Here is a 22298-nt window from a genome sequence, read left to right as displayed (position 1 = left end):
GCCCGGCGCACTTTCGATCAGTACTCCAGCGGCAGGTTGAGCAGGGCGTTCTCGACCACCTCGGGCATCGCCGGGTGGATCCAGTACTGGCCGCGCGCCATCGACTTGGCGTCCAGGCCGAAGCTCATCGCCTGGATCAGCGGCTGGATCACCGTCGGCGCCTGCGGTCCGATGACGTGGGCGCCCAGGATCCGCCCGTCCTCCGGGTCGGCCAGGACCTTCGCGAACCCGGTCGAGTCCTCCATCGCCCAGCCGTACGCGATCGACGCGTACGCCTGCGACGCGGCCACGTACCGCACCCCGCGCTCGGCCGCCTGCTCCTCGGTCAGCCCCACCGAGGCGACCTGCGGCGAGCTGAACACCGCGGAGGGCACGAACCGGTGGTCGGAGGCGATCGGCTCGTCCGGGTGCAGCAGGTTGTGCTGCACGACCCGCGCCTCGTGGTTGGCCACGTGCTTGAGCTGGTGCTCGCTGCTCACGTCGCCCAGCGCGTAGATGCCCTCGACCGAGGTCCGCTGGTGCCCGTCGACCACCACGCGGCCGTCGGCGTGCAGCGCGACACCGGTGGCGGGCAGGTCGAGCAGGTCCGAGTTGGGCGTGCGGCCGACCGCGACCAGCAGTTCCTCGGCGTCCACGTGCTCCTCGCCGGACGGGCCCTCCAGGTGCAGGCGCACCACGCCGTCCACGCGCTCGGCCCGCACCGCCTTGCGGCGCAGCCGCACGTCCCACTTCTCCGAGGCGATCCGGGTGAACCGCGTGGCGATCTCCCGGTCCTCGTGCCGAAGCAGCAGGTCCGAGCGGCCGACGACGGTCACCGCGACGCCGAACGAGGAGAACACGTGCGCGAACTCGGCGGCCACGAAACCGCTGCCCAGGATGGTCATCCGGGGCGGCAGCGCGTCCAGGCGCATGATCGTGTCGCTGGTGTGGTAGCCGACGGAGGCGAGGTCGGCCACGTCCGGGACCACCGGGCGGCTGCCGGCGGCCAGCACGAAGCGGTCGGCCGTGATCGTCTCGCCGGTGCCCGTGTCGAGCGTCTTCGGGCCGACGAACCTGGCCGTGCTGGCGAACACCGTGACGTTGGCGTTCTCCTCCGCCCGCCACCGCCTGCCGCCCTCGGAGATCGGGTCGATCCGGCCGAAGATCCGGTCGCGGACGTCGGTCCAGCGCACGCCGTCGAGGTGGGCGTCGACGCCGAGCCGCGCGCCGGAGGCCGGTGCGGCGGCCACGTCCGCGGTGTGCACGAACATCTTGGTGGGGATGCACCCGACGTTCAGGCACGTGCCGCCGAACACGCCCTTCTCGACGATCGCGATCTTCCAGCCGGAGAACCGCTCGTCGGCGATGGAGTTGCCGGAGCCGGAGCCGATGATGACCAGGTCGAAGTGCCTCACGTCGGCTCCAACTCGCGACGTGGGGCACTTGTTCCCGGTGCGGTCAGTGGGCGTAGGTGGGCACGAGCACGGCGCGCGCCAGGGTGTGGAACGCGAGGTTGAAGCTCACCACCGCGGGCGAGGCGTCGCCGTCGACGTCGAGCTTCTCCACGTCCACCGCGTGCACCACGAAGTAGTAGCGGTGCACCTGGTCGCCGGGCGGGGGCGCGGCGCCGCCGAAGTCGCGCGTGCCGTAGTCGTTGCGCACGTGGAACGCGCCGTCGGGCAGCGCGTCGTCGGACGCGCCCGCGCCGGTGCCCAGGGACGTCACCGACGCCGGGATGTTCACCGCGACCCAGTGCCAGAAGCCCGAGGGCGTCGGGGCGTCCGGGTCGAAGCAGGTGACGGCGAAGCTCTTCGTCCCCTCCGGGAACCCGGTCCAGCTCAGCTGCGGCGAGGTGTTGCCGCCCTCGTAGACCTGGGCCTGCGGCAGCGCCTGGCCGTCCTCCACGTCGGTCGAGCTGACCGTGAACGAGGGCACCTGCGGCAGCAGGGCGTAGGGGTCGGGAGCGACGGGGCGCTCAAGGCTCATCGGGGCCTCCCACACGTGATCTTGCCGGACTGCCCGAACCCTATCGCCGCCCGGTCGGGCGCGCAGGCGGCCGGCGGGCAACCCCGTGACGCGCGACACGTCTTGGGGGGTACGACCCGGCAGCCAGCCGGGTCCACACGCCCCTTGGAGGGGTCATGCTCAACAAGCTCAGACGCTTCGGGCTGCTCGCCCTCACCCTCGTCGCGGTGGGTGCCGCGATCCCGGCGGCCGCCGCCGGCGCGCAGGCCCCGCTGGTCCCGGTGCTCACCAACGTCCGCACCGGGCAGCACGCCGGCTTCGACCGGGTCGTGCTCGACCTGAACGGCCCGCGGCCGGAGTTCTTCATCCGCTGCGTGGACCAGTTGATCGCGGACCCCTCCGGCAACCCGGTCAACCTGCCCGGGAGCTACTTCCTGGAGGTCCGCAGCGCGCCCGCGGCCGCGCACGACGACGCGGGCAACCCCACGTACACCGGCCCGCGCCAGTTCGACACCCCCGGCCTGGCCAACGTGCAGGCGTTCGCCATCACCGGCGACTTCGAGGCCAACCTGACCGTCGGCCTCGGCCTGCGCCGCGACTCCTGGCACCGCGTCCTCCTGCTCGACGCACCCACCCGCCTGGTCATCGACGTGGGCCACTGACCCCGTGAACCAGGACCCCCGAGTGTGGAACTCGGGGGTCCTGGAGGTTCGACACGCGGGTCGTGGGGGTTCGACTCGCGCGGTTATGCGGCAGTGGTGGCGGTGGCGGTGGCCGGTTCGAGCGCCAGGTCCAGCACCTCCCGGACGTCGCCGACCAGGTGGACGGTCAGCTCGTCGCGCACCGACTCCGGGACGTCGTCCAGGTCGGGCTCGTTGCGCCGGGGCAGCAGGACCGTGGTGATGCCCGCCCGGTGCGCGGCCAGCAGCTTCTGCTTGACCCCGCCGATCGGCAGCACCCGGCCGGTGAGGGAGACCTCGCCGGTCATCGCCACGTCCGAGCGCACCGGGCGACCCGACAGCAGCGACGCCAGCGCCGTGGTCATGGTCACGCCCGCGGACGGCCCGTCCTTGGGCACCGCGCCCGCCGGCACGTGGACGTGCACCCCGCGCTCGGCCAGCACCGCGGCGCGCTCGTCGTGCGACTTCAGGTACGACAGCGCGATCTGCGCCGACTCCTTCATCACCTCGCCGAGCTGCCCGGTCAGCGTGACGCCGGCCGACCCGGTGCCCGCCGAGGCCAGCGACGCCTCGACGAACAGCACGTCACCGCCCGCGCCGGTCACCGCCAGGCCCGTGGCCACGCCCGGCACGGCGGTCCGCTCGGCCGACTCCGGCGTGTGCTTGGGCGAGCCCAGGTACCCGCGCAGGTCGGGCACGTCCACCGCCACCGGCAGCTCGGCCTCGCCCAGCGCCACCCTGGCCGTCACCTTCCGCAGCACCCGCGCCAGCGAGCGCTCCAACTGCCGCACGCCCGCCTCGCGGGTGTACTCGCCGGCCAGCTTCCGCAGCGCCGCCCCGGTGACCGAGACGTCCTCCGGCGCCAGGCCGGCGCGCTCGACCTGCCGCGGCAGCAGGTGGTCGCGGGCGATGGTGACCTTCTCGTCCTCGGTGTAGCCGTCGAGCTGCACCAGCTCCATGCGGTCCAGCAGCGGGCCGGGGATGGCGTCGAGCACGTTGGCCGTGGCCAGGAACACCACGTCCGACAGGTCCAGCTCGACCTCCAGGTAGTGGTCCCGGAACGTGTGGTTCTGCGCCGGGTCCAGCACCTCCAGCAGCGCGGCCGTGGGGTCGCCCCGGTAGTCCGCGCCGACCTTGTCGATCTCGTCGAGCAGCACCACCGGGTTCATCGAGCCCGCCTCGGAGATCGCCCGGACGATCCGGCCGGGCAGCGCGCCCACGTAGGTGCGCCGGTGGCCGCGGACCTCGGCCTCGTCCCGCACGCCGCCCAGGGCGACCCGGACGAACTTGCGGCCCATGGCCCGCGCGACGGACTCGCCGAGCGAGGTCTTGCCCACGCCGGGCGGGCCCACCAGGGCCAGCACCGCGCCGGACCGCCGCCCGCCGACGACGCCCATGCCGCGGTCGGCGCGCCGGCGCCGCACGGCCAGGTACTCGGTGATGCGCTCCTTCACGTCGTCCAGGCCCGCGTGGTCGGCGTCCAGCACCGCCCGCGCGCCCGCGATGTCGTAGGAGTCCTCGGTGCGCTCGTTCCACGGCATGCCCAGCACCGTGTCCAGCCACGTCCGGATCCAGCCGACCTCGGGCGACTGCTCGGAGGTGCGCTCCAGCTTGTCGACCTCGGCCAGCGCGGCCTCCCGCACGTGCGCGGGCAGGTCGGCGCCCTCGACGCGGGCCCGGTAGTCCTGCTCCTCGGTGGCGGGCTTGCCCTCCAGCTCGGCCAGCTCCTTGCGGATCGCGGCCAGCTGCTGGCGCAGCAGGAACTCGCGCTGCTGCTTCTCCACGCCCTCCTTGACGTCCTTGCGGATCGTCTCGGCCACGTCCAACTCGGTCAGGTACTCGCGGCCCCACTCCAGCAGCTTCTCCAGCCGCAGGGTCACGTCGCTGGTCTCCAGCAGCCAGACCTTCTTCGCGTCGTCCAGGTACGACGCGTACCCGGCGAGGTCGGCCAGCGCGGACGGGTCGTCCACCTGCTGCACGGAGTCGACCACCTGCCACGCGCCGCGCTGCTGGAGGATGGTGGTGACCAGCGCGCGGTACTCGCGGGCCAGCTCGTGGGTGCGCTCGTCCACCGGCGACTCGTCGGCGACCGTCGCCTCGACCCACAGGGCCGCGCCGGGACCGGTCGTGCCGGTGCCGATGCGCACCCGCTCGGTGCCGCGCACGACGGCGGCCCGCTCGCCGCCGGAGAGGCGGCCGACCTGCTCGATCAGCGCCAGCGTGCCGACCTTCGCGTACTTGCCGTCCAGCCGCGGCACCAGCAGCACCCGGGACTGGCCGCCGGCGGCGGTCGCGGCCTCGACGGCGGCGCGGGCCTCGGCGGTGGCGTCGGAGCCGCTGAGCCGGATCGGCACGACCATGCCCGGCAGCACGACCACGTCGTCCAGCGGCAGCACCGGCAGCGCCAACGTCTCGCCCATGATCTCCTCCAAAGTTGAGTCTGACTGGCTCAACCAAGGTGAGCGGGTGTTTGTTTCCGCTGGCTGTTCGCTCTGAGCGATCCCCTCCGACGCGGGAACCGGCGGGCCCGGCGAGACGTCCGGAAGGCTTCACGGATCGCACGGGTGCCCGGTCCAAGATCTACCACGACCACGCCGGGCTTCACGGCGAACCGCGTGTGCGAGGCTGTGACCGGACGCACGCGGAGCGTCCGTTCGGGGGTTGTGCCCGATTCGGAACCCCACGACGATCACGCCGTCGACCAACGAGGAGATGCGCGCATGGAGCAGGCGAGCTGGGTTCCGTCCTCCGTGGACCTGGGACGGCCGAGCGCGGCCCGGATGTACGACTACTACCTGGGCGGCTCGCACAACTTCGCGGTCGACCGCGAGGCGGCGAAGTCGGTCGAGCAGATCTTCCCCGGCATGTCCGGCGCGGCCCGCGCGAACCGGTCGTTCCTGCGCCGCGCGGTGCGCTACCTGCTGGCCCAGGGCATCGACCAGTTCCTGGACCTCGGCTCCGGCATCCCGACCGTGGGCAACGTGCACGAGATCGCGCACCAGACCAACCCGTCGGCCCGGGTCGTCTACGCGGACGTGGAGCCGGTGGCGGTCGCCCACAGCACGGCGCTGCTCGCCGACAACCCGCTGGCCTGCGCCATCCAGGCCGACCTGCGCGACCCCGACTCCGTGCTGGGCAGCGACGAGGTCCGCCGGATGCTCGACTTCGACCGGCCCATCGGCCTGCTGATGGTCGCGGTGCTGCACTTCGTGCCCGACGCGGACGAGCCGCACAAGGCCGTCGCCCGCTACCGGGAGGCCCTGCCGTCCGGCAGCTACCTGGCCGTCTCGCACGGCAGCTGGGACGGGATCTCGGCGGAGGGCATCGAGGGCGGCGAGCAGGTCAACGCCATCTACCGCAAGACCGACAGCCCGCTGGTGCTGCGCTCGGGCGAGGAGATCGCCGCCTTCTTCGCCGGGTTCGAGGTGGTCGAACCCGGGATCGTGCCGCTGGCCGAGTGGTACCCCGACTCCGACGACGCCTACATCAGCGCCTACGCCGGGGTCGGCCGCAAGCCCTGAACCCGGGCGAGCCCTGAACCGGGACGAGTCGTGAGCGGGGCCGGGCCTCGGGTGCCGACGCCCGGCCCCGGCGTCACTCCGGCGGGGTCAGGCGCAGGTCCGGGTCGACCGGCGGCGCACCGTCGAAGGGCCCCTTCGGCAGGCGGCCCAGCGCGTCCAGGGTGAGGGTGATCTCCCGCGCGTAGGGGTCACCGCCCGTCGGCGGCACGGCGAACCAGTCGCGCAGGTCCTCCGGCACCCGGTAGCGGGCGGCCAGGTCGCGGTACAGCTCGCCGCGCTGCTCGGCCTGCTCGGCGAGCTGCTGGTACTCGCGCATGGCCAACCGCATGCGGATCCAGCGGTAGCGGTCGGTCTTGGCGTCCTCGGTGAAGCGGGTGCGCAGCAGCCTGCCCGCCTCCTCGCCGCGCCGCGCCAGCGCCCGGATCACCTCCGGCCGCATGAACAGGTTCGTGCCGCCCTCGTCGGCGCCGACCCGGACGTGCGCGATCCGCCCCCGGTAGCCGGGCAGCGCGGACTGCATGGTGTCGCGCCACCCCAGCATCGTGTCGAGGATCGCGGACGCGAACTGCCCGACCCGCCCGATGCCGCGCCACGGCGCGCCGCTGGTGGAGGCGTCCTGCTCGGGCAGCCACACGTCCCGCTCGTCACCCGGCGGGTACGGCTGGAGCGACAGCCCGAACGTCGGCCAGCGCGGCAGCAGCTGGTCGAAGAAGTGGATGGGGAAGTTGCTGGTGATGCCGCCGTCGGAGAACCAGTGCACGCGGGGCTCCGGTTCGGCGCGCACCAGCGGCACGGCGGCGATCAGGCCGGGCAGCGGCATGCTCATCCGCACCGCCAGCGCCACGGGCAGGTCGCGCGGCAGGGCGTGGACGGGCTCCTCCGGGTGCAGCGGGCAGCGGTGCCCCGACGGGGAGGTGCCCAGCCGGTCGACGATCCGCCCCGGCAGCACGGTGCCCAGGCAGGTCCGGCAGAACAGCCACGGGTCGACCGGCTCGGTGAACGGCAGCCGGTAGGGCCGGCCCTCGGACAGGTCCGTGGTCATCAGCACCAGGTTGGTGTTCAGGTCGGCGAAGGTCAGGTCCGCGACACCGGACAGGTCGTCGAGCCGGTCGGCGACCCAGTCGCTCAGCGGCGGCACGCCGGTCGACCGCGGCACGCCGCAGCGGCGGTCCCAGAAGTTCGCCTCGAACCGGCCGGTGCCCGGCACCAGGCCGAAGTGGATGGTCGAGGCCATCCGGTCCAGGAACCGCTTGGCGCCCAACCCGTAGGTGAGCGCGACGGCGCTGACGAACGCGAAGCCGAGCACCAGCCAGCACACCGCGGCGGTGGCCGCGGTCGCCAGGCTCGCCGCCGACCACCGGGTGGCCACCGCCACCGGCGCCAGCGGGACCAGGAGCAGCAACGCGGTGCCGGCGCGGCGCAGCCACGCGTCACCACCGCGCAACAGCAGCCGGCCCGCCACGGCGGGCACGCCGACCAGCCCGACGACGGTGACGGTGACCAGCGCCCAGGTGGGCGTCGCGCCCCAGTCGACCACCCGGGACCACAGCGTCGGCCCGACCAGCCACAGCACGAGCGCCAGGCCGAGGAACGCGCGGGCCCGCCAGCCGATCGCGCCGAGCAGCGCGAGCAGCAGGCACGTCAACGGGCTGCGCCCGGTGGTCTCCCGCCGCTGCATGACCGCGGTGACGATGCGGAACAGCTTGCGCGTGTGCCCGCTGGGCTGGAAGAGCTGCGCCATCGGCCAGCCCGGCCCGGCGAGCCAGTCGACCACGTCGTGCAGCTTGTCGAACCCGCCGCGGTCGCGCCCCAGCTCGGCCGCCGCGGTGAAGGCGGCACCGAGGGCGCCCGCGGACGCGCCGCCCAGCGAGCGGAACCGGTAGTGCCGGGCCAGTTCCACCACCGCCCACGGGTAGACCACGCCGCTCGTGGTGCCGCCCCGCATGGTCAGGTCGCAGTACCGGTCGTACTCCTCCGCCATGGGGCCATGATTCACCGTCGGGGGCGGTGCCGGCGAGCACTCACCACAGGCCGTTGTCCGCGGCGACCCGCTCGACGTCCGCCGGCGTGCCGGCCATGATCACGCGGGCGTGCTCGGTGATCAGCTCGACCGGCCAGTCCCACCACCGCGCCCGCAGCAGGCGGGCCACGTCGTCCTCGGGGAAGCGGAGCTTGAGCACGCGAGCCGGGTTGCCGCCGACCACCGCGTACGGCGGCACGTCCGACACCACCACGGAGCCGGCCGCGACGATCGCGCCGTCACCGATGGACACGCCCGGCATGACCAGCGAGTCGTAGCCGAACCAGACGTCGTTGCCGACCACGGTGTCACCGCGCGTCCCGATGCCGGTCACCAGGTCGAGGGTGCGGTCCTGCCAGGCGCCGCCGAAGATCGTGAACGGGAAGGTGGAGACGCCGGTGGTGAGGTGGTTCGCGCCGGCCATGATGAACGTGGTGCCGGCGGCCAAGGCGCAGAACCGGCCGATGACCAGCTTCTCGGGGCCGTACCCGTAGAGCACGTTGCGCGTCTCGAACCCGGTCGCGTGCTCCGGGTCGTCGTAGTAGGTGTACTCGCCGACCTCGATCTTCGGCGTCGTGACCAGTGGCTTGAGCAGCACGACGCGGTCGGCGTGCGGCAGCGGGTGCAGGGCGGTCGGATCGGGGATGAAGGTCAAGAGCGCTCCTGTCGCGACTCGTGTTGCGTCGGAGAAGTTGGGGCGACTTGAGTTGCGTTAGAGGGAGTTGGGGCGACTTGAGTTGCACGAAGGGGCCTTGCTGCAACTCGTGTCGCTTCAGGTCCCCCTGTTGCAACTCGTGTTGCGTTATGGTGGCACCTCCTTGGTGCCTAACGCAACTGGAGTTGCAAAGTGAAGAGCAGGAGGACCGGCGGCCGATCGGCCCGCGTGCGCGAGGCCGTTCTGGAGGCGGTGCACGCGGAGCTGGTCGACCGCGGCTACATCGGCATGACCGTCGAGAACGTCGCCGACCGCGCGGGCGTGCACAAGACCACCGTCTACCGCCGCTGGGGCACCGTGGACGTGCTGATCGCCGACGCCCTGGACCAGGGGCGCGACGTCGACTGGGTCGCCCCCGACACCGGTTCGGTCGAGGGTGACCTGATCGCCCTGGCCACCGAGGTGGTCGACACCTTCGCCGACCCCGTGCGCAGCCGGGTCCCGGTGGCCCTGATCGCGGCCGCCCTCCAGGCGAGTCGGGCCCGTGAGGCCAAGAACCGCTACTACGCGGCCCGGCACGCCGCTGCCGCGGTGATCGCGAAGCGGGCCGTCGGGCGGGGGGAGCTGCCCGAGGGGGTTGATGTCGAGGAGCTGGTCCGGCAGACCTGCGCGCCGCTGTTCTACCGGGTGCTGGTGTCCGGCGAGCCGGTCGACCGGGCCGCTGCGGAGCGCGCGGCCCGCGCGGCGCTCGTCGCCGCGCGGGCCGGGGTGTTGGGAGCGGGGTGATTGGGCCGGGGGTGGTTGGGCTGGGGGTGGTTGGGCCGGGGTGTTGGGAGCGGGGTGATCGGCCGGGGGGTGATTGGGCCGGGGGTGATCGGGCCGGGGTGTTGGGAGCGGGGTGATCGGGCCGGGGTGGTGAGCTTGGTGGTAGTGGGGTGGGCGTGGGGGAAGGGCGAAAACCGGGCAGTTCGCGCAGTGAGGTGTCCGCGCAGGGGGTCCGCCCTCCACGCGGTCAGAACTCGTACCAGCGCAGGATTTCCGAGTCCAGCACCTTGGCCGCCAGGCCGATCCGCCGCGCCGTGTCGGCCAGTTCGGTCGCGGCGGCGGGGTTGCCCCTGGCGGGCAGGGCCGGGTCGTCCAGTGGGGTCACCATGTCGTCGTGGTGGCTGGGGACCAGCACCTTCGGGCGGGTCGCGCGCAGCACCCGTGCCGTGTAGTCGTACACGTTCGTGTGACCGCTCATGCCCAGCACGAGCACGTCCGGTCGCAGGCCCGCCACCTCGCGCTCGACGAAGTTCGCCGTGCCCGACAGGAACAGCACCGAGAAGCCGCGCGCGGTCACCCGGTAGGCCAGCGAGCCGCCCTCCACCAGGTCGCCGATCGTCGCGGGCCTGCGCGGCGGTGCGGTGAGGGTGCCGGGCGCGAAGTAGCCGTACGAGCCGAACTGGCTGTGCAGGCTGCGGAACACCTCGACGGTGAACCCGTGGAAGTCCAGGTGCTCCCCGCCGGAGGCGACGACCACGCCGTCACCTGGCACGCCCATCGCGGTGAGCAGGTGCCGGTGGGTCTCCGTGCCGATCACCCGCGAACCGTGCCGTTCGACCACGTGGGGGATCTCCATCAGGTGGTCGTAGTGCCCGTGGGTGGCCAGCACCAGGTCGGGTCGCTCGGTCAGGTGACGGTCCAGCAGGTCCGACCGCACCTCCAGCGGGTGGTCGGGGATGAACGCGCCCGCCTCGTCGAACACCGGCAGCCGGCTCAGGTACGGGTCGACCAGGACGCGCCGGCCGTCGAGCGACAGCTCCCAGCCCGCGACGCCCAACCAGCGCAGGGCCACCCCGTTGCGGCCCGATGCGAACGCCGCCGCCGAGGTGTCGGCCCCGGCCGCCTCGGCCGCCTCGCCGCCCGTCCGCCCGAGCGCCGACGCGCCGGCCGCCGTTCCCGTCGCCGCCGTGCCGACCGCCGTCCCGACGACCGCCGCCGCGCCCCTCAACACCTGTCGCCTGTTCACGCACATGGCTCCACCAGACCAGCGCCCCCGGCACCGCGTCCAAGTCCGATATCGCGCCCGCGGCGATACGCGAACGGATATCGTCCCCGCTCGTGGACCTCCTGCGGCACCTCCGGCACTTCCTGGTGGTAGCCGAGGAACTGCACTTCGGCCGCGCCGCGGCCCGCCTGCACCTCTCCCAGCCCCCGCTGTCGCAGAGCATCCGCAAGCTCGAACGGGAACTCGGCGTGCGCCTGTTCGACCGCGACGCCCGGCGCGTCGCCCTGACCGAGGCCGGCCGCCTGCTGCTCGTCGAGGCGCGCGAGGTGCTGGCCGGGGAGGACCGGTTGCGGGCGCTGGCCGGGCGGTTCCGGCGCGGTGAGGCCGGGGTGCTGCGCGCGGGCGTGCCGCCGGACCTCGGCGGTCGGGCGGTGGCGGCCCTGCTGCCCGCGTTCCGGCGCCGCAGCCCGCTGGAGCTGAAGCTGCGCGAGGCCGCCACGGCCGGGCAGTTGCGGGCGCTGGCCGACCGGACCCTGGACGTGGGCGTGCTGCGGTTCCCGTTCGACAGCTCGTGGCTGGCCCTGGGGCCGGTGCTGACCGGTCCGCTCGGCGTGCTGCTGCCGCGCGACCACCCGTCGGCCGCGGCGGCGGAGGTGCGGTTGGCCGACCTGGCCGGGATGGCGCTGGTGCTGTTCCCGAGGGCCGCCGCGCCCGCGCTGCACGACGAGCTGCTGACCACCTGCGCCCGGCACGGCTACACGCCCGCCGAGGTGCACCAGGCGGGGAACCCGGAGTTCGCGCTGGGCCTGGTGCTCGCGGGAGGGGCGGTGGCGCTGCACGACGGGGTCGCACCGCCCGGCGACGCGGTGTGGCGGCCGTTGCGCGGCACGCCCCTGAGGTGGCGGACCGCGTGCGCGTGGCCGCGCGACCGGCACACCCCGGCGGTGGCCGCGTTCGCCGCGGCGGTGACCGAGGTGCTGACCGCGCGGGGCATGCGCCCGGACGACGACCGCTCACCGCGCTTCCCGCGCCCGGCCGCGGAGTACCTGGCATGACCGCGGCACCGGAGGCGCGCCACCGGCCGCGGGGCATCGGGCACGGGCGCCGCGCGGGACACGCGCTGCCAACCCCGGGGCCCCGGGCATGAGCGCCGCCCGCATCCGAGCCGCCTTCGCCGACGCGGGCGTCACCGGCCACCTGCACGCCGTCGACCTCGACCGCCCCGACCGGGAAGTCTGCGTGGGCGCGGACCGGCGCGTGGTGCTGGCCAGCGTGTTCAAGGTCCTGCTCGTCGTCGCCCTGCACCACAGCGACCTGGACCCCACCACCCGCCTCACCCTGGACCACCACCGCGCCACCGGCCCCACCGGCATCGGCGCCATGCTCGACCCCGTCACGATGTCGCTGCGCGACCTGGCCCACCTCGCGATCACCGTCTCGGACAACGCCGCCGCCGACGCCCTGGTCGACGTGCTCGGCCTGGGCTCCCTCAACGCCCTCGCCCGCGACCTGGGCCTGCGCGACACCGAGGTGGTGCACCGCGCGGGCGAGTTCACGGCCGTCATCGCCGAGGACGCCCGCCCCGCCACCCTGCCCGCCGCGCTGGCCGACCCGGTGGTGCTGGCCCGGCTGCGCGCCCTGGACCCGGACCGCACCACCCGCGGCACCCCGCGCGACCTGACCCGGCTGCTCGCGCACGCCTGGGCGCACGACGGCTGCGCGCCCGTCCGCCGCCTGATGGGCCTCCAGGTGTGGCCGCACCGCCTGGCGTCGGGCTTCCCGTTCGACGACGTGCGCGTGGCCGGCAAGACCGGCAGCCTGCCGACCGTGCGCAACGAGGTCGGCGTGGTCGAGTACCCGGACGGCGGGCGCTACGCGGTGGCGGTGTTCACCCGCAGCGCGAGCACCGCCTTCACCCTGCCCGCGGCCGACGCGGTCATCGGCACGGCCGCCCGGCTCGCCGTCGAGCACCTGCGCCGGGGCTGATCAGGCCCTGCGCCCCAACAGGTACGCGTGCGGCCGCTTCTCGCCCGCCACGACCACCTGCGCGGCGACCCCGAACCCGACCTCCTCCAGCAGCGCGGCCACGTCGTCGGGCCGCCTGAGCCACCACTCGTAGCTCACCGGGTGCCCGCCGTACGCGGTCTCGGGCGCCAGGTGCTCGTCGCCGACGTGGAAGCCCATCAGCAGGTGCCCGCCCGGCGCGAGCACCCGGTGGAACCCGGCGAGCACCCCGGGCAGCTCGGCCGGCGGCAGGTGCATGGTCGACGACCAGGCCAGCACCCCGCCGAACGCGCCGTCGGGCTGGTCCAGCGCGGTCATCGAGCCCACCTCGAACCGCAGGTCGGGGTGCTCCCGGCGGGCGATCCCGACCATCCTCGGCGACAGGTCGACGCCGAGCACCGACGCGCCGAGGCCGGCCAGGTGCGCGGTCACCTGGCCGGGGCCGCACCCGGCGTCGAGGACGGGGCCGACCCCGCGGGTCAGCTCGACGAACGCGCCGAGCAGGGCCCGGCCGAGCACGTCTTCGCCGAAGCGGGGTTTCACGAACTCGGCGTAGGTCTCGGCGACGGTGTCGTACGACTCGCGCGTGGCGGTCAGGTGCGAAGGCTCGGTCACCCCGCGGAATCTAGGGCTTGCGCAGCGGGGGACCGGGCCGATCGCGTGAGGTCGGCCCGGAACCGGGACCGGGTCTGCGTGCCGCGACCGGTTCGGACGTCTACCGGGTAGGACCCCGGCGGAACGGGAGCACCGCAGTGGAACGCACCCCCGCCGCCGAGCCGCGGCACTCCTCCTCACCGGCTGCGCGACGGCCGCGGGCACCGCGCCGGCCGCCAACGCCGGTGACGACCCGCCCCCGGTGGCCTGCCCCGGCCACGTCGAGCAGACCAGCAGCCCCGGCCTGACCGCGCTGCCCCGCCCCAACACCGTCAGCGTGCACGGCACCTTCGCCCCCCCCGCGCCAACCGGCTCGTCGACCGCGACCACGCCTTCGCCGACTACACCGCCAGTGCGTCCGGGCTGATCAGCTGCACCGTCGACGCCCCGATCGCCAACGCGACCGGCACCGTGCGGTGGGAGGACGAGGACGGGCACCACACCGGCACCTCGTACTTCACCGGCGGCATGACGCTCAGCCGGCGGCCGCTCGGCGAGAACGTCGGCATCGTGGTGGCCACCATCACCTCCGGCGACTTCGAGGGCCGGGAGCTGGTGCTCCTCAGCGCCCGCCTGACCATCGACCCGCTGAAGTGCCTGACCAGCGGGGTGCGGCACGTCGAAGGCCCCGGCGCGCTGGAGGTCCTGCCCCTCTAGGCCGGGTCAGATCGAGTCCAGGAACTCGTCCACCTCGGCCAGCGCCCGCCGGCGCACCGGCTCCGCGGACAGGAACAGGTCGTGCATCCCGCCCTCGACGGCCACGATGCGCACGTCCCGGCCGATCTTCGGGCCCCACCGCTGCATGTGCGCCACGTCCAGCACGGTGTCCGCGGTCATCGCCTCGGCCGTCCACGCCCTGGCGCGCAGGTGGCTGCGCCCCGAGCGCAGCAGCAGCACCGGCACCCGCACGTCCAGGCCGCGGTGCAGCCGGGCGTGGCCGCGGCGCACCGCGCGCAACCACCCGGCGTGCACCGGGAACGCCTCGACCGGCTTCCACGCGGTGTCGAAGTCCCACTCGCCGTGGTGGTCGCGGTGGATGCTGTGGCCGTACACCGGGCCCAGGCCGGGCCGCAGCACCAGGCGCGGCGCGACCCGGCCGACCGCCCGGACCAGCACCGTGCCCGCGGTGCGCAGCAGCCACGGCTCGGCCAGGTCCAGCCACGGGCTGTTGAGCACCAGCGCGTCGAGCACGTCGTCGTCGCGCCGCTCGTGCGCCCACAGGCTCGCGGTCAGCCCGCCGGTGGAGTGGCCCACCACCACCAGCGACCGGTGGCCGTCCTCCTCGCGGATCACCCGCACCGCGGCGTCGATCTCCTCGAAGTGCTCGGTCAGGTCGGTGACGTAGCACGCCACCTGGCCCGGCCGCAGCGACCGCCCGTACGCGCGCAGGTCGACGGCGTAGAAGTCGAAGTGCCGCTCGGTGAAGTGCTCGGCCACGTGGGTCTGGAAGAAGTAGTCGGCGAACCCGTGCACGTACAGCACCGCGCCCCGGTTCGGCGTCCGCGCGCGGCGGCGCACCAGCACCGCCTCCAGGTCGCCGTTCAGCGGCAGCCTGCGGGTCTGGTAGCCGGGGCCGAGCACGTCCGCCGGGTCCTCGATCGCGTCCACGGCGCCAGTGTGCCCCTCGATTCACCCGTTCGCGAATGCCGGCCCACCCGACCGTGGCACTGTGGGGGGATGGGTGAGGACATCGAGCAGCGGTCCACGGCGCGCGTGCGCTTCCCGGGCATCAGCCCGCGGGCGTACGAGCACCCGGTGGACCGGGGGGCGCTGGCGGTCCTGCGGGCGGTGCCGGGCATCGGCCCGGTGCTGCAGGCGGTGGCGGGCGCGTTCACCGAGCGCGGCGAGCGGCTGGTCTACCTGGCGTCGTCGATCCGGGTGGGGCCGAAGCAGTACCCGCGGCTGGACCGGCTGCGGCTGGAGACCGCGGCGACGCTGGACGTCGACCCGGTGCCGGAGCTGTTCGTCCGCCGCGACCCGGTGCCCAACGCGGTGACGCTGGGCATCGACAAGCCGTTCATCGTGCTGACCACGGGGCTGGTCGACCTGCTCGACCAGGACGGCCTGCGGTTCGCCATCGGCCACGAGATGGGGCACGTGCTGTCCGGGCACGCCCTGTACCGGACGATCCTCCAGCGCCTGATGCAGGTGCAGTACGGCCTGGGCTGGATGCCCGTCGGCTACTGGGCGATCCGCGCGGTCATCGCGGCGCTGGGCGAGTGGTACCGCAAGACCGAGCTGACCTGCGACCGCGCCGGCCTGCTGTGCGTGCAGGACCCGGCGGCGGGCCTGCGGGCGCACGTGGCGATGGCGGGCGGCATGGACCTCAGCGAGGTCGACACGGCCGAGTTCCTCAACCAGGCCAGGGAGTACGACCGGGTCGAGGACGTGCGCGACTCGGTGCTCAAGCTGATCCGCACCTGGCCGCTGACCCACCCGCTGGCCGTGGTGCGCGCGGCCGAGCTGCAGCGGTGGGCGGCGAGCGGGGAGTACCGGGCCATCCTCACCGGCGAGTACCCGCGCCGCGAGGACGACCGGCCGACGAGCACGTTCACCGAGGACATCAAGGCGGCGGCCCGGTCCTACAAGGAGTCGGCGGCCCAGTCGGAGGACCCGCTGATGAAGGTCTTCAACGAGCTGGGCGGCGTGGTGGCCGGCGCGGCGGACAAGGTGCGTAGCAAGTTCGGTGGAAATCAGGCCGAACAGAGCAGTTGACTGCTCCGTTCTGGCTAACTTCTCCTGAATGCCCGTGATCAGGAGGAGGTTCGATGCGGCTCGCCGCGTTGTTGGTGACGTTGATGATGGCGCTCGTGGGCACCGCCACGGCGGACGAGCGGGTGGTGGGCGGTGACCGCGTGTCCATCGACGACCACCCGTGGGTGGTCTACCTGACGGACACGAGCGGCTTCCAGTTCTGCGGCGGCACGCTGGTGGCGCCGGACAAGGTGGTCACGGCCGCGCACTGCGCGGTCGGCCGCACCGCCCGCAACACCCGCGTCGTGGTGGGCCGGGAGGACAAGAAGAGCACGGCGGGCGTGGTGACCCGGCTCAGCGGGATCTGGGTCCACCCCTCGTACGTGACCGCGGACCAGGGCGCGGACGTCGCCGTGCTGACGCTGCGCGACCGGATGTCCGAGCGACCGCTGCCGCTGGCCGGCCCGGGGGACGAGGCGCTGTACGCGCCGGGCACCCCCGGGCACATCCTCGGCTGGGGCCGCATCAGCGAGCAGGGCCCGGTGTCGCAGTACCTGCTGGGCGCGACCGTGCCGGTGATGGCGGACGGGGACTGCGCGGACGCCTACTTCCAGTTCCACGCGGACGAGATGGTCTGCGCCGGCTACCTGGAGGGCGGCGTGGACACCTGCCAGGGCGACTCCGGCGGTCCCCTGGAGGCCGGCGGCAGGCTGATCGGCGTCACCTCGTGGGGCGAGGGCTGCGCCCGCGAGAACCGGCCCGGCGTCTACAGCAAGGTCATCAGGTTCCACGACGTGCTGCTGGAGCAGGTGAACGGCGAGGGGTGACCCGCCGGTGCCCGCCGGCCCCGTGCGCGGGGGCCGGCGGGCACCGCTCGTCGTCAGAGCACCAGGCCGATCGACATGGTCAGGAACACCGCCGCGCACACCGCGTCCAGCGCCGTGGTCACGCCGCGCCGGCGCAGGGAGCCCGCCACGCGGGCCGCGGCGATTACGATCATCAGCTCCCACAGCGCGGCCAGCCCGAGGAACACCGCGGCCAGCAGTGCCAACTGGGGCGCGGCGTCGCCGGTGCCGATGAACTGCGGCAGGAACGCCAGCGAGAACAGCAGCATCTTCGGGTTGGTGATGTTGGTCAGGAACCCCTGCCGGAACGGCCGGTGCGCGACCACCTCCGCCGCCTCTGTCGTGCGCCGCAGCAGGCCGCGGGTGATCGTCACGGCCAGGTAGAGCAGGTATGCGGCGCCCACCCAGCGCAGCGCGGTCAGCGCCGCCGGGTAGCGCGCGATCAGCGCGCCGACGCCCGAGATCACCAGCGCCACCTGGAGCAGCGCCGCGGTGTGGATGCCGGCCAGGGCCAGCAGGCCGGCGCGCGTCCCGGCGTGCATCGACGTGCGCAGCAGGAGGAAGGCGTCGACGCCGGGCGTCAGGATCACCACCGCGCACGCGATGAGGAACGCCGGGAGCTGGGTGAGGTCGAGGTGCATGGTTAGCCCCCTTCATGTTCCGGACAGACGCTGGTGATCTGCCTCACTTGCCATGAAATCTTCGGTCGCACGAGATCCTAACAACAGATTTTCCGGTTTCCATACCCGGATTCCGGTGGTGTGACCACTCCGCTACCCTCTGTGCCCGTACGCCCGCGTGACGTAGGGGAGTGCTCCATGCGCATCAGCGCGCCGATCTTCGCCGTCCTCGTGCTGCTCTTCTCCGGGCTGCCCGCCGACGCGGTCGTCGGCGGCCGGGAGGCGCCGCCCACGCCGTGGGTGGTCGCCCTGTTCGACCGGGCGGGCACCTTCTTCTGCGGCGGCGCGCTGATCGCCCCGGACAAGGTCGTCACCGCCGCGCACTGCCTGGTCGAGCGCACGCCCGTGACCAGGCGCGACCGGGAGGCCGGCGAGCTGACCGCGGTCGCCGGCCGCGCCGACCTGGACACCCGGGCGGGCCGCTCCAGCCGGGTCACGGCCATCTGGCGGCACCCCGCCTTCACCGCGGTCGCCTCGGGCGACGACCTGGCGACCCTCACCCTGGCCCAGCCGCTGCCCTACGAGCCGGTCCGGGTCGCCGGGCCGCGCCCCGGCCTCGCCGTGGTCTACGGCTGGGGCCGCACCGGCGAGCTCCAGGCGCCCAGCCGCGTGCTGCGCGAGGTCGACGTGCCGATCCGCGCCGACGCCGAGTGCGCGGCCCTGGTCCCGGGCTACCGGCCCGGCGCGATGCTGTGCGCGGGCTACCCCGAGGGCGGCAAGGACGCCTGCGAGGGCGACTCGGGCGGCCCGCTGGTGGTCGACGGCGCGCTGGTCGGCGTGGTGTCCTACGGCCACGGCTGCGCCCGCCCGGACCAGCCCGGCGTCTACACCGCGGTGGCGAACTACCGCACGCAGATCTGAGACTGTGGTACCACGGTGCGGTGCGCACCCCACAACACCACGCGACCCTGCGCAGGCAGTGGTCCGCCGACCTGACCCCCGACCAGCTCTACCGCGTGCTCAGGCTGCGCGTCGAGGTGTTCGTGGTCGAGCAGAACTGCTGCTACCCCGAGCTGGACGGCCGTGACCTGGAGCCGGGCACCCGGCACCTCTGGGTCGAGGCCGAGGACTCGGCGGAGCCGCTGGCCTACCTGCGGCTGCTGGAGGAACCCGACGGCGGGTTCCGCATCGGCCGGGTCTGCACGGCCCGCGCCGCCCGCGGCCGCGGCTACAGCAGGCGGCTGCTGGAGGCGGCGCTGGCCGAGGTCGGGCGGGCGGGGTGCGTGCTCGACGCGCAGACCTACGTGGCCGACTTCTACGCCGGCTTCGGCTTCGTGCCCGAGGGCGAGGAGTTCATGGACGACGGGATACCGCACCTGCGGATGCGCCGGTCTCCGTGATCACCCGCACGGCCCGCTCGACGTCGGCCTCGGTGAGGTCGGCGCGAGCGGTCAGCCGCAGCCGGGAGATCCCGTCGGGCACCGACGGCGGCCGGAAGCAGCCCACCACCACGCCCCGGCCCCGGCACGCCTCGGCCCAGCCCACCGCGGCCTCCGGCGAGGGCGCCTGGACCGACACCACGGCCGCGGTCGGCGCGCTCACCCGCAGGCCCTGCTCGCGCAGCCGGGACGCCAGTTCCCGCGCCACGCCCAGGGCGCGCGCCGGCCGGTCCGGCTCCTCCCGCAGCACCTTCAGCGCGGCCAGCGCCGCCGCCGCGCTCGACGGGGCCAGGCCGGTGTCGAAGATGAACGTGCGCGCGGTGTCCACCAGGTGCCGGATCACCCGGCTCGGCCCGAGCACCGCGCCGCCCTGCGCGCCCAGCGACTTGGACAGCGTCACCGTGGTCACCACGTCCGGCGCCTTGGCCAGGCCCGCGGCGTGCACCGCGCCGCGCCCGCCCTCGCCCAGCACGCCCAGGCCGTGCGCGTCGTCCACGACCAGCGCGGAGGAGTGCTCGCGGCAGGCGGCGGCCAGCTCGGCCAGCGGCGCGAGGTCGCCGTCCACGGAGAACACCGAGTCGGTCACCACCAGCGCGCGCCGCTTGCCGCGGGTGGCCAGGGCGTGCGCCACCTTCGGCACGTCGCAGTGCCCGGCGACCACCACGTCGGCCTTGGACAGCCGGGTGCCGTCGATCAGCGAGGCGTGGATGTGCTGGTCGGCCACGATCGCGGTGCCCGGCCCGGTGAGCGCGGTCAGCGCGCCGAGGTTGGCCGCGTAGCCGGAGGAGAACACCAGCGCCGACTGCGCGCCGCAGAAGTTCGCCAGTTCGTACTCCAGCTCGGTGTGCAGCTCGGTGGAGCCGGTGACCAGGCGCGACCCGGTGGAACCCGCGCCCCAGCGCAGCGCGGCCGCGGCGGCGGCGCCGGCGACCCGCTTGTCGCGGGCCAGGCCCAGGTAGTCGTTCGACGCCAGGTCGAGGTCCGCGGAGTCGGCCGGGCGGGGCCGGACGCGGCGCGCGAGACCCGCCTTCGCGCGGGCTTCGGCGCGCGTGTCGATCCAGTCGAACACCGACTCACCTGTGCTCACACTCACGCCGGCAGTGTCGCATCCGGGGACTACGGTGCCGGCGTGGACCTCTTCCAGCCCGCGCCGGAGCAGTTGCGGTCGCTGCGCGAGCGGGCGCCCGTGCACCGGGACGAGCGCACGGGGTTGTGGCTGGTCAGCCGGTACCGCGACGTGCGGGCGGTGCTGGCCGACCCGCGCCGGTTCCACCCCGACAACGCGCTGACCGCGGTCGTCCCGATCCCGGGCCCGGTGCTGCGGGTGCTGGCCCGCGCCGGGTTCTCGCTGCCGCCGACGCTGGCCAACAACGGCACCCCCACCCACGCCGGCCTGCGGCGCCTGGTCGCCCGGTTCCTCACGCCCGCGCGGGTGGCCGCGGTCGGGCCGCGGATCGCGGAGCTGACCGCGCGGCGGCTGGCCGGGCTGACCGGGACGGCGGACCTGCACCCGGTGCTGGCCCGCGACCTGCCCGCGGTGGTGCTGCTGGAGGTGCTGGGCATCCGGGACGTGGCCGTCGACGCGCTGAAGGCGTGGAGCACCGCGTCGCTGGAGCTGTTCTGGGGTGACGTGACGCCGGAGCGGCAGCACGAGCTGGCCGGGCCGGCCGCCGGGTTCCACCGGTGGCTCACCGGGCGCATCAGGGCCGCCGACCCGCGCGGCGACGACCTGTTCGGCGCGCTGCGCGCCGAGGGCGTGCCGCTGCGGGACGCGGCCGGGCTGTGCTACTTCCTGCTGATCGCGGGCCAGGAGACGACGACGCAGCTGCTGTGCGCGGCGTTCCACGCGGTGCTGCGGCACGGCGACCTGTGGTCGCGGCTGGGCGAGCCGGGCGTGGCGGCGGCGTGCGTGGAGGAGGTGCTGCGGCGCGAGCCGCCGGTCAGCACGTGGCGGCGGGTCGCGGCCGAGCCCGTCACCCTGTCGGGGGTGGACCTGCCCGCGGGCGCCCCGCTGCTGCTGATGCTGGCGGGCAGCGGGTCGGACCCCGAGGCGTTCGACGAGCCCGAGCGGTTCTGCCCGGGCCGGCCGGGGGCGCGCAGGCACCTGGCGTTCGGCCACGGCAGGCACTTCTGCCTGGGCGCGGGACTGGCGCGGCTGGAGGCGGAGGTGGTGCTGCGGGAGACCGCGCGCCGGTTCCCCCGCCTGCGCCTGGCCTCCGCCGACCCGCCGCCGATGCTGGGCCTGCTGTCGTTCCGCGCGCCGTCGAGCGTCGAGGTGGTGCTAGGGGACCAGGACCAACTTGCCGGTGGTGGCGCGGCCCTCCAGCAGCTCGTGGCCCCGGGCGGCGTCGGCCAGCGGTAGCGACTCGCCCAGCACCGGCTTGAGGTCCAGGGCGAACAGGCGGCGCAGGTCGTCCGGGTCGAGCGGGTTGAACAGGCCGATCACCGCCACGTGCTTGCGGTAGACGTCATTGGCGGTGATGTCCACCGGCTCGCCGCTGGCGAAGCCGAACAGCACCAGCCGCCCCACGTCGTCGCGCAGCAGCTCGAAGGACTGGCGGGCGATCTCGCGGCCGGACGAGGAGAGCACCACGTCCACCGGCTCGACCCCGGCGGTCCAGTCGGGTTCGCCGTAGTCGACGACCTCGTGCGCGCCCAGCTCGCGGGCCAGCTCCAGCTTCCGCCTGCCGCGCGCGGCGGCCACCACGACGGCCCCGGCGCGCCGCGCGAGCTGCACGGCCAGGCTGCCCACCCCGCCCGCGGCCGCCTCCACCAGGACCCGCTCGCCGGCCGCGACGCGTGCCTGCTCGACCGCGCGCAGGGCCGTGGTGCCCTGGAGGTGGAGGGCCAGCGCCTCGTGGTCGGACACGCCGTCCGGCACCTCCACCGCGTCCTCGGGCAGCAGGCCCAGCTCGGCGTAGCCCTCGGCGGAGTAGCCGATCAGCCGCCTGCCGTCGTCGGTCACGCCGACCACCTCGGCGTTGAACGCGCCGGGGCGCAGGTCGAACCAGGGCACCACCCGGCCCGCCGCGCCGGAGCGGATCACCGTCTCGCCGTAGTTGAGGCCGATCGCGGTCACCCGCACCGGCACCTGCCCGGGACCGGGCACCGGGTCGGGCACCTCCTCGACCCGCAGCACGCCCGCCGGACCGAACTCGGAGTACCGCACCGCTCGCACAACGCCTCCCCGGGAGTTAAGCGGACCATTGGTCCGTTTTGGTGCGGCTACGAT

General features: G+C 74.2%; 22 protein-coding genes. 11 read left to right on the top strand and 11 right to left on the bottom strand.

Annotation, left to right across the window (positions count from 1 at the left end; genetic code table 11):
- Window positions 1-17: 17 nt before the first annotated feature.
- Both EKG83_RS39565 and EKG83_RS39560 read right to left on the bottom strand, forming a co-directional pair.
- Entirely contained in the window at window positions 18-1394 is a 1377-nt protein-coding gene (locus EKG83_RS39565; protein WP_033435922.1) for a mycothione reductase, read from the bottom strand.
- A 43-nt stretch (window positions 1395-1437) separates the two neighbouring features.
- Window positions 1438-1965: a YbhB/YbcL family Raf kinase inhibitor-like protein gene (locus EKG83_RS39560; RefSeq protein WP_033435931.1), complete on the bottom strand. Its 528-nt coding sequence runs from the start codon at window positions 1963-1965 to the stop codon at window positions 1438-1440.
- A 155-nt stretch (window positions 1966-2120) separates the two neighbouring features.
- On the opposite strand from EKG83_RS39560, the gene EKG83_RS39555 reads away from it, so the two are divergent.
- The gene (locus EKG83_RS39555) at window positions 2121-2606 is read left to right on the top strand and encodes an AMIN-like domain-containing (lipo)protein (protein WP_033435921.1); all 486 of its coding nucleotides are present in this window, start codon (window positions 2121-2123) and stop codon (window positions 2604-2606) included.
- A gap of 83 nt (window positions 2607-2689) precedes the next feature.
- On the opposite strand, the gene lon is transcribed toward EKG83_RS39555, so the two are convergent.
- Entirely contained in the window at window positions 2690-5044 is a 2355-nt protein-coding gene (gene lon / locus EKG83_RS39550; RefSeq protein ID WP_033435920.1) for an endopeptidase La, read from the bottom strand.
- Window positions 5045-5344: 300 nt separating this feature from the next.
- On the opposite strand from lon, the gene EKG83_RS39545 reads away from it, so the two are divergent.
- Window positions 5345-6145, top strand: a complete 801-nt coding sequence (locus EKG83_RS39545) for an SAM-dependent methyltransferase (protein ID WP_033435919.1) — start codon at window positions 5345-5347, stop codon at window positions 6143-6145.
- 73 nt (window positions 6146-6218) lie between these two features.
- Here EKG83_RS39545 and EKG83_RS39540 read toward each other — a convergent pair whose 3' ends face one another.
- Entirely contained in the window at window positions 6219-8126 is a 1908-nt protein-coding gene (locus tag EKG83_RS39540; RefSeq protein ID WP_033435918.1) for a patatin-like phospholipase domain-containing protein, read from the bottom strand.
- Between the two features lie 40 nt (window positions 8127-8166).
- Window positions 8167-8820: a CatB-related O-acetyltransferase gene (locus EKG83_RS39535; protein ID WP_084717213.1), complete on the bottom strand. Its 654-nt coding sequence runs from the start codon at window positions 8818-8820 to the stop codon at window positions 8167-8169.
- A 228-nt stretch (window positions 8821-9048) separates the two neighbouring features.
- On the opposite strand from EKG83_RS39535, the gene EKG83_RS39530 reads away from it, so the two are divergent.
- Window positions 9049-9606 (top strand): TetR/AcrR family transcriptional regulator, encoded by a 558-nt coding sequence (locus EKG83_RS39530; RefSeq protein ID WP_228122385.1) that lies wholly within the window; start codon window positions 9049-9051, stop codon window positions 9604-9606.
- A gap of 226 nt (window positions 9607-9832) precedes the next feature.
- On the opposite strand, the gene EKG83_RS39525 is transcribed toward EKG83_RS39530, so the two are convergent.
- Window positions 9833-10831, bottom strand: coding sequence for an MBL fold metallo-hydrolase (locus EKG83_RS39525; protein WP_153278722.1), 999 nt, complete (start codon window positions 10829-10831; stop codon window positions 9833-9835).
- A gap of 92 nt (window positions 10832-10923) precedes the next feature.
- On the opposite strand from EKG83_RS39525, the gene EKG83_RS39520 reads away from it, so the two are divergent.
- Window positions 10924-11865, top strand: a complete 942-nt coding sequence (locus tag EKG83_RS39520) for a LysR substrate-binding domain-containing protein (RefSeq protein WP_033432733.1) — start codon at window positions 10924-10926, stop codon at window positions 11863-11865.
- Between the two features lie 88 nt (window positions 11866-11953).
- Window positions 11954-12796, top strand: coding sequence for a serine hydrolase (locus EKG83_RS39515; RefSeq protein ID WP_033432732.1), 843 nt, complete (start codon window positions 11954-11956; stop codon window positions 12794-12796).
- Here the strand turns inward: EKG83_RS39515 and EKG83_RS39510 are convergent, their stop codons facing one another.
- Complete coding sequence (locus EKG83_RS39510; RefSeq protein WP_033432731.1) at window positions 12797-13429, bottom strand: class I SAM-dependent DNA methyltransferase; 633 nt, start codon at window positions 13427-13429, stop codon at window positions 12797-12799.
- A 450-nt stretch (window positions 13430-13879) separates the two neighbouring features.
- Between EKG83_RS39510 and EKG83_RS39505 the strand changes: the two genes are divergently transcribed.
- Window positions 13880-14125 carry a hypothetical protein gene (locus EKG83_RS39505; RefSeq protein WP_033432730.1) on the top strand — a complete coding sequence of 82 codons (246 nt, stop codon included), beginning with the start codon at window positions 13880-13882 and terminating at the stop codon, window positions 14123-14125.
- 6 nt (window positions 14126-14131) lie between these two features.
- Here EKG83_RS39505 and EKG83_RS39500 read toward each other — a convergent pair whose 3' ends face one another.
- The gene (locus EKG83_RS39500) at window positions 14132-15076 is read right to left on the bottom strand and encodes an alpha/beta hydrolase (RefSeq protein WP_228122384.1); all 945 of its coding nucleotides are present in this window, start codon (window positions 15074-15076) and stop codon (window positions 14132-14134) included.
- 69 nt (window positions 15077-15145) lie between these two features.
- Between EKG83_RS39500 and EKG83_RS39495 the strand changes: the two genes are divergently transcribed.
- Together EKG83_RS39495 and EKG83_RS39490 are read left to right on the top strand one after the other, a co-directional pair.
- Window positions 15146-16183, top strand: a complete 1038-nt coding sequence (locus tag EKG83_RS39495) for a M48 family metallopeptidase (protein WP_033432729.1) — start codon at window positions 15146-15148, stop codon at window positions 16181-16183.
- Window positions 16184-16236: 53 nt separating this feature from the next.
- Complete coding sequence (locus EKG83_RS39490) at window positions 16237-16989, top strand: S1 family peptidase (protein ID WP_033432728.1); 753 nt, start codon at window positions 16237-16239, stop codon at window positions 16987-16989.
- Between the two features lie 53 nt (window positions 16990-17042).
- On the opposite strand, the gene EKG83_RS39485 is transcribed toward EKG83_RS39490, so the two are convergent.
- Complete coding sequence (locus EKG83_RS39485; protein ID WP_033432727.1) at window positions 17043-17648, bottom strand: LysE family translocator; 606 nt, start codon at window positions 17646-17648, stop codon at window positions 17043-17045.
- Window positions 17649-17825: 177 nt separating this feature from the next.
- On the opposite strand from EKG83_RS39485, the gene EKG83_RS39480 reads away from it, so the two are divergent.
- Window positions 17826-18548 (top strand): S1 family peptidase, encoded by a 723-nt coding sequence (locus tag EKG83_RS39480; RefSeq protein WP_051766311.1) that lies wholly within the window; start codon window positions 17826-17828, stop codon window positions 18546-18548.
- Between the two features lie 20 nt (window positions 18549-18568).
- Window positions 18569-19027 carry a GNAT family N-acetyltransferase gene (locus EKG83_RS39475; protein ID WP_033432725.1) on the top strand — a complete coding sequence of 153 codons (459 nt, stop codon included), beginning with the start codon at window positions 18569-18571 and terminating at the stop codon, window positions 19025-19027.
- Here EKG83_RS39475 and EKG83_RS39470 read toward each other — a convergent pair.
- On the bottom strand, window positions 18981-20159 hold the full coding sequence (locus tag EKG83_RS39470; protein ID WP_033432724.1) for an 8-amino-7-oxononanoate synthase: 1179 nt from the start codon (window positions 20157-20159) through the stop codon (window positions 18981-18983). The genes EKG83_RS39475 and EKG83_RS39470 overlap by 47 nt on opposite strands.
- Window positions 20160-20195: 36 nt before the next feature.
- Here EKG83_RS39470 and EKG83_RS39465 point away from each other — a divergent pair, with 36 nt between their 5' ends.
- Window positions 20196-21428 (top strand): cytochrome P450, encoded by a 1233-nt coding sequence (locus tag EKG83_RS39465; protein WP_063741385.1) that lies wholly within the window; start codon window positions 20196-20198, stop codon window positions 21426-21428.
- Here EKG83_RS39465 and EKG83_RS39460 read toward each other — a convergent pair.
- Window positions 21348-22244 carry a quinone oxidoreductase family protein gene (locus EKG83_RS39460; RefSeq protein WP_033432723.1) on the bottom strand — a complete coding sequence of 299 codons (897 nt, stop codon included), beginning with the start codon at window positions 22242-22244 and terminating at the stop codon, window positions 21348-21350. The two genes, EKG83_RS39465 and EKG83_RS39460, sit on opposite strands and share 81 nt — an antisense overlap.
- Window positions 22245-22298: the final 54 nt, after the last annotated feature.

The sequence above is a fragment of the Saccharothrix syringae genome (assembly GCF_009498035.1).
Classification (GTDB): Bacteria; Actinomycetota; Actinomycetes; order Mycobacteriales; family Pseudonocardiaceae; genus Actinosynnema; species Actinosynnema syringae.
Note: the sequence above shows the minus strand (reverse complement) of the source record. Positions and strands in the feature narration are given on the sequence as shown.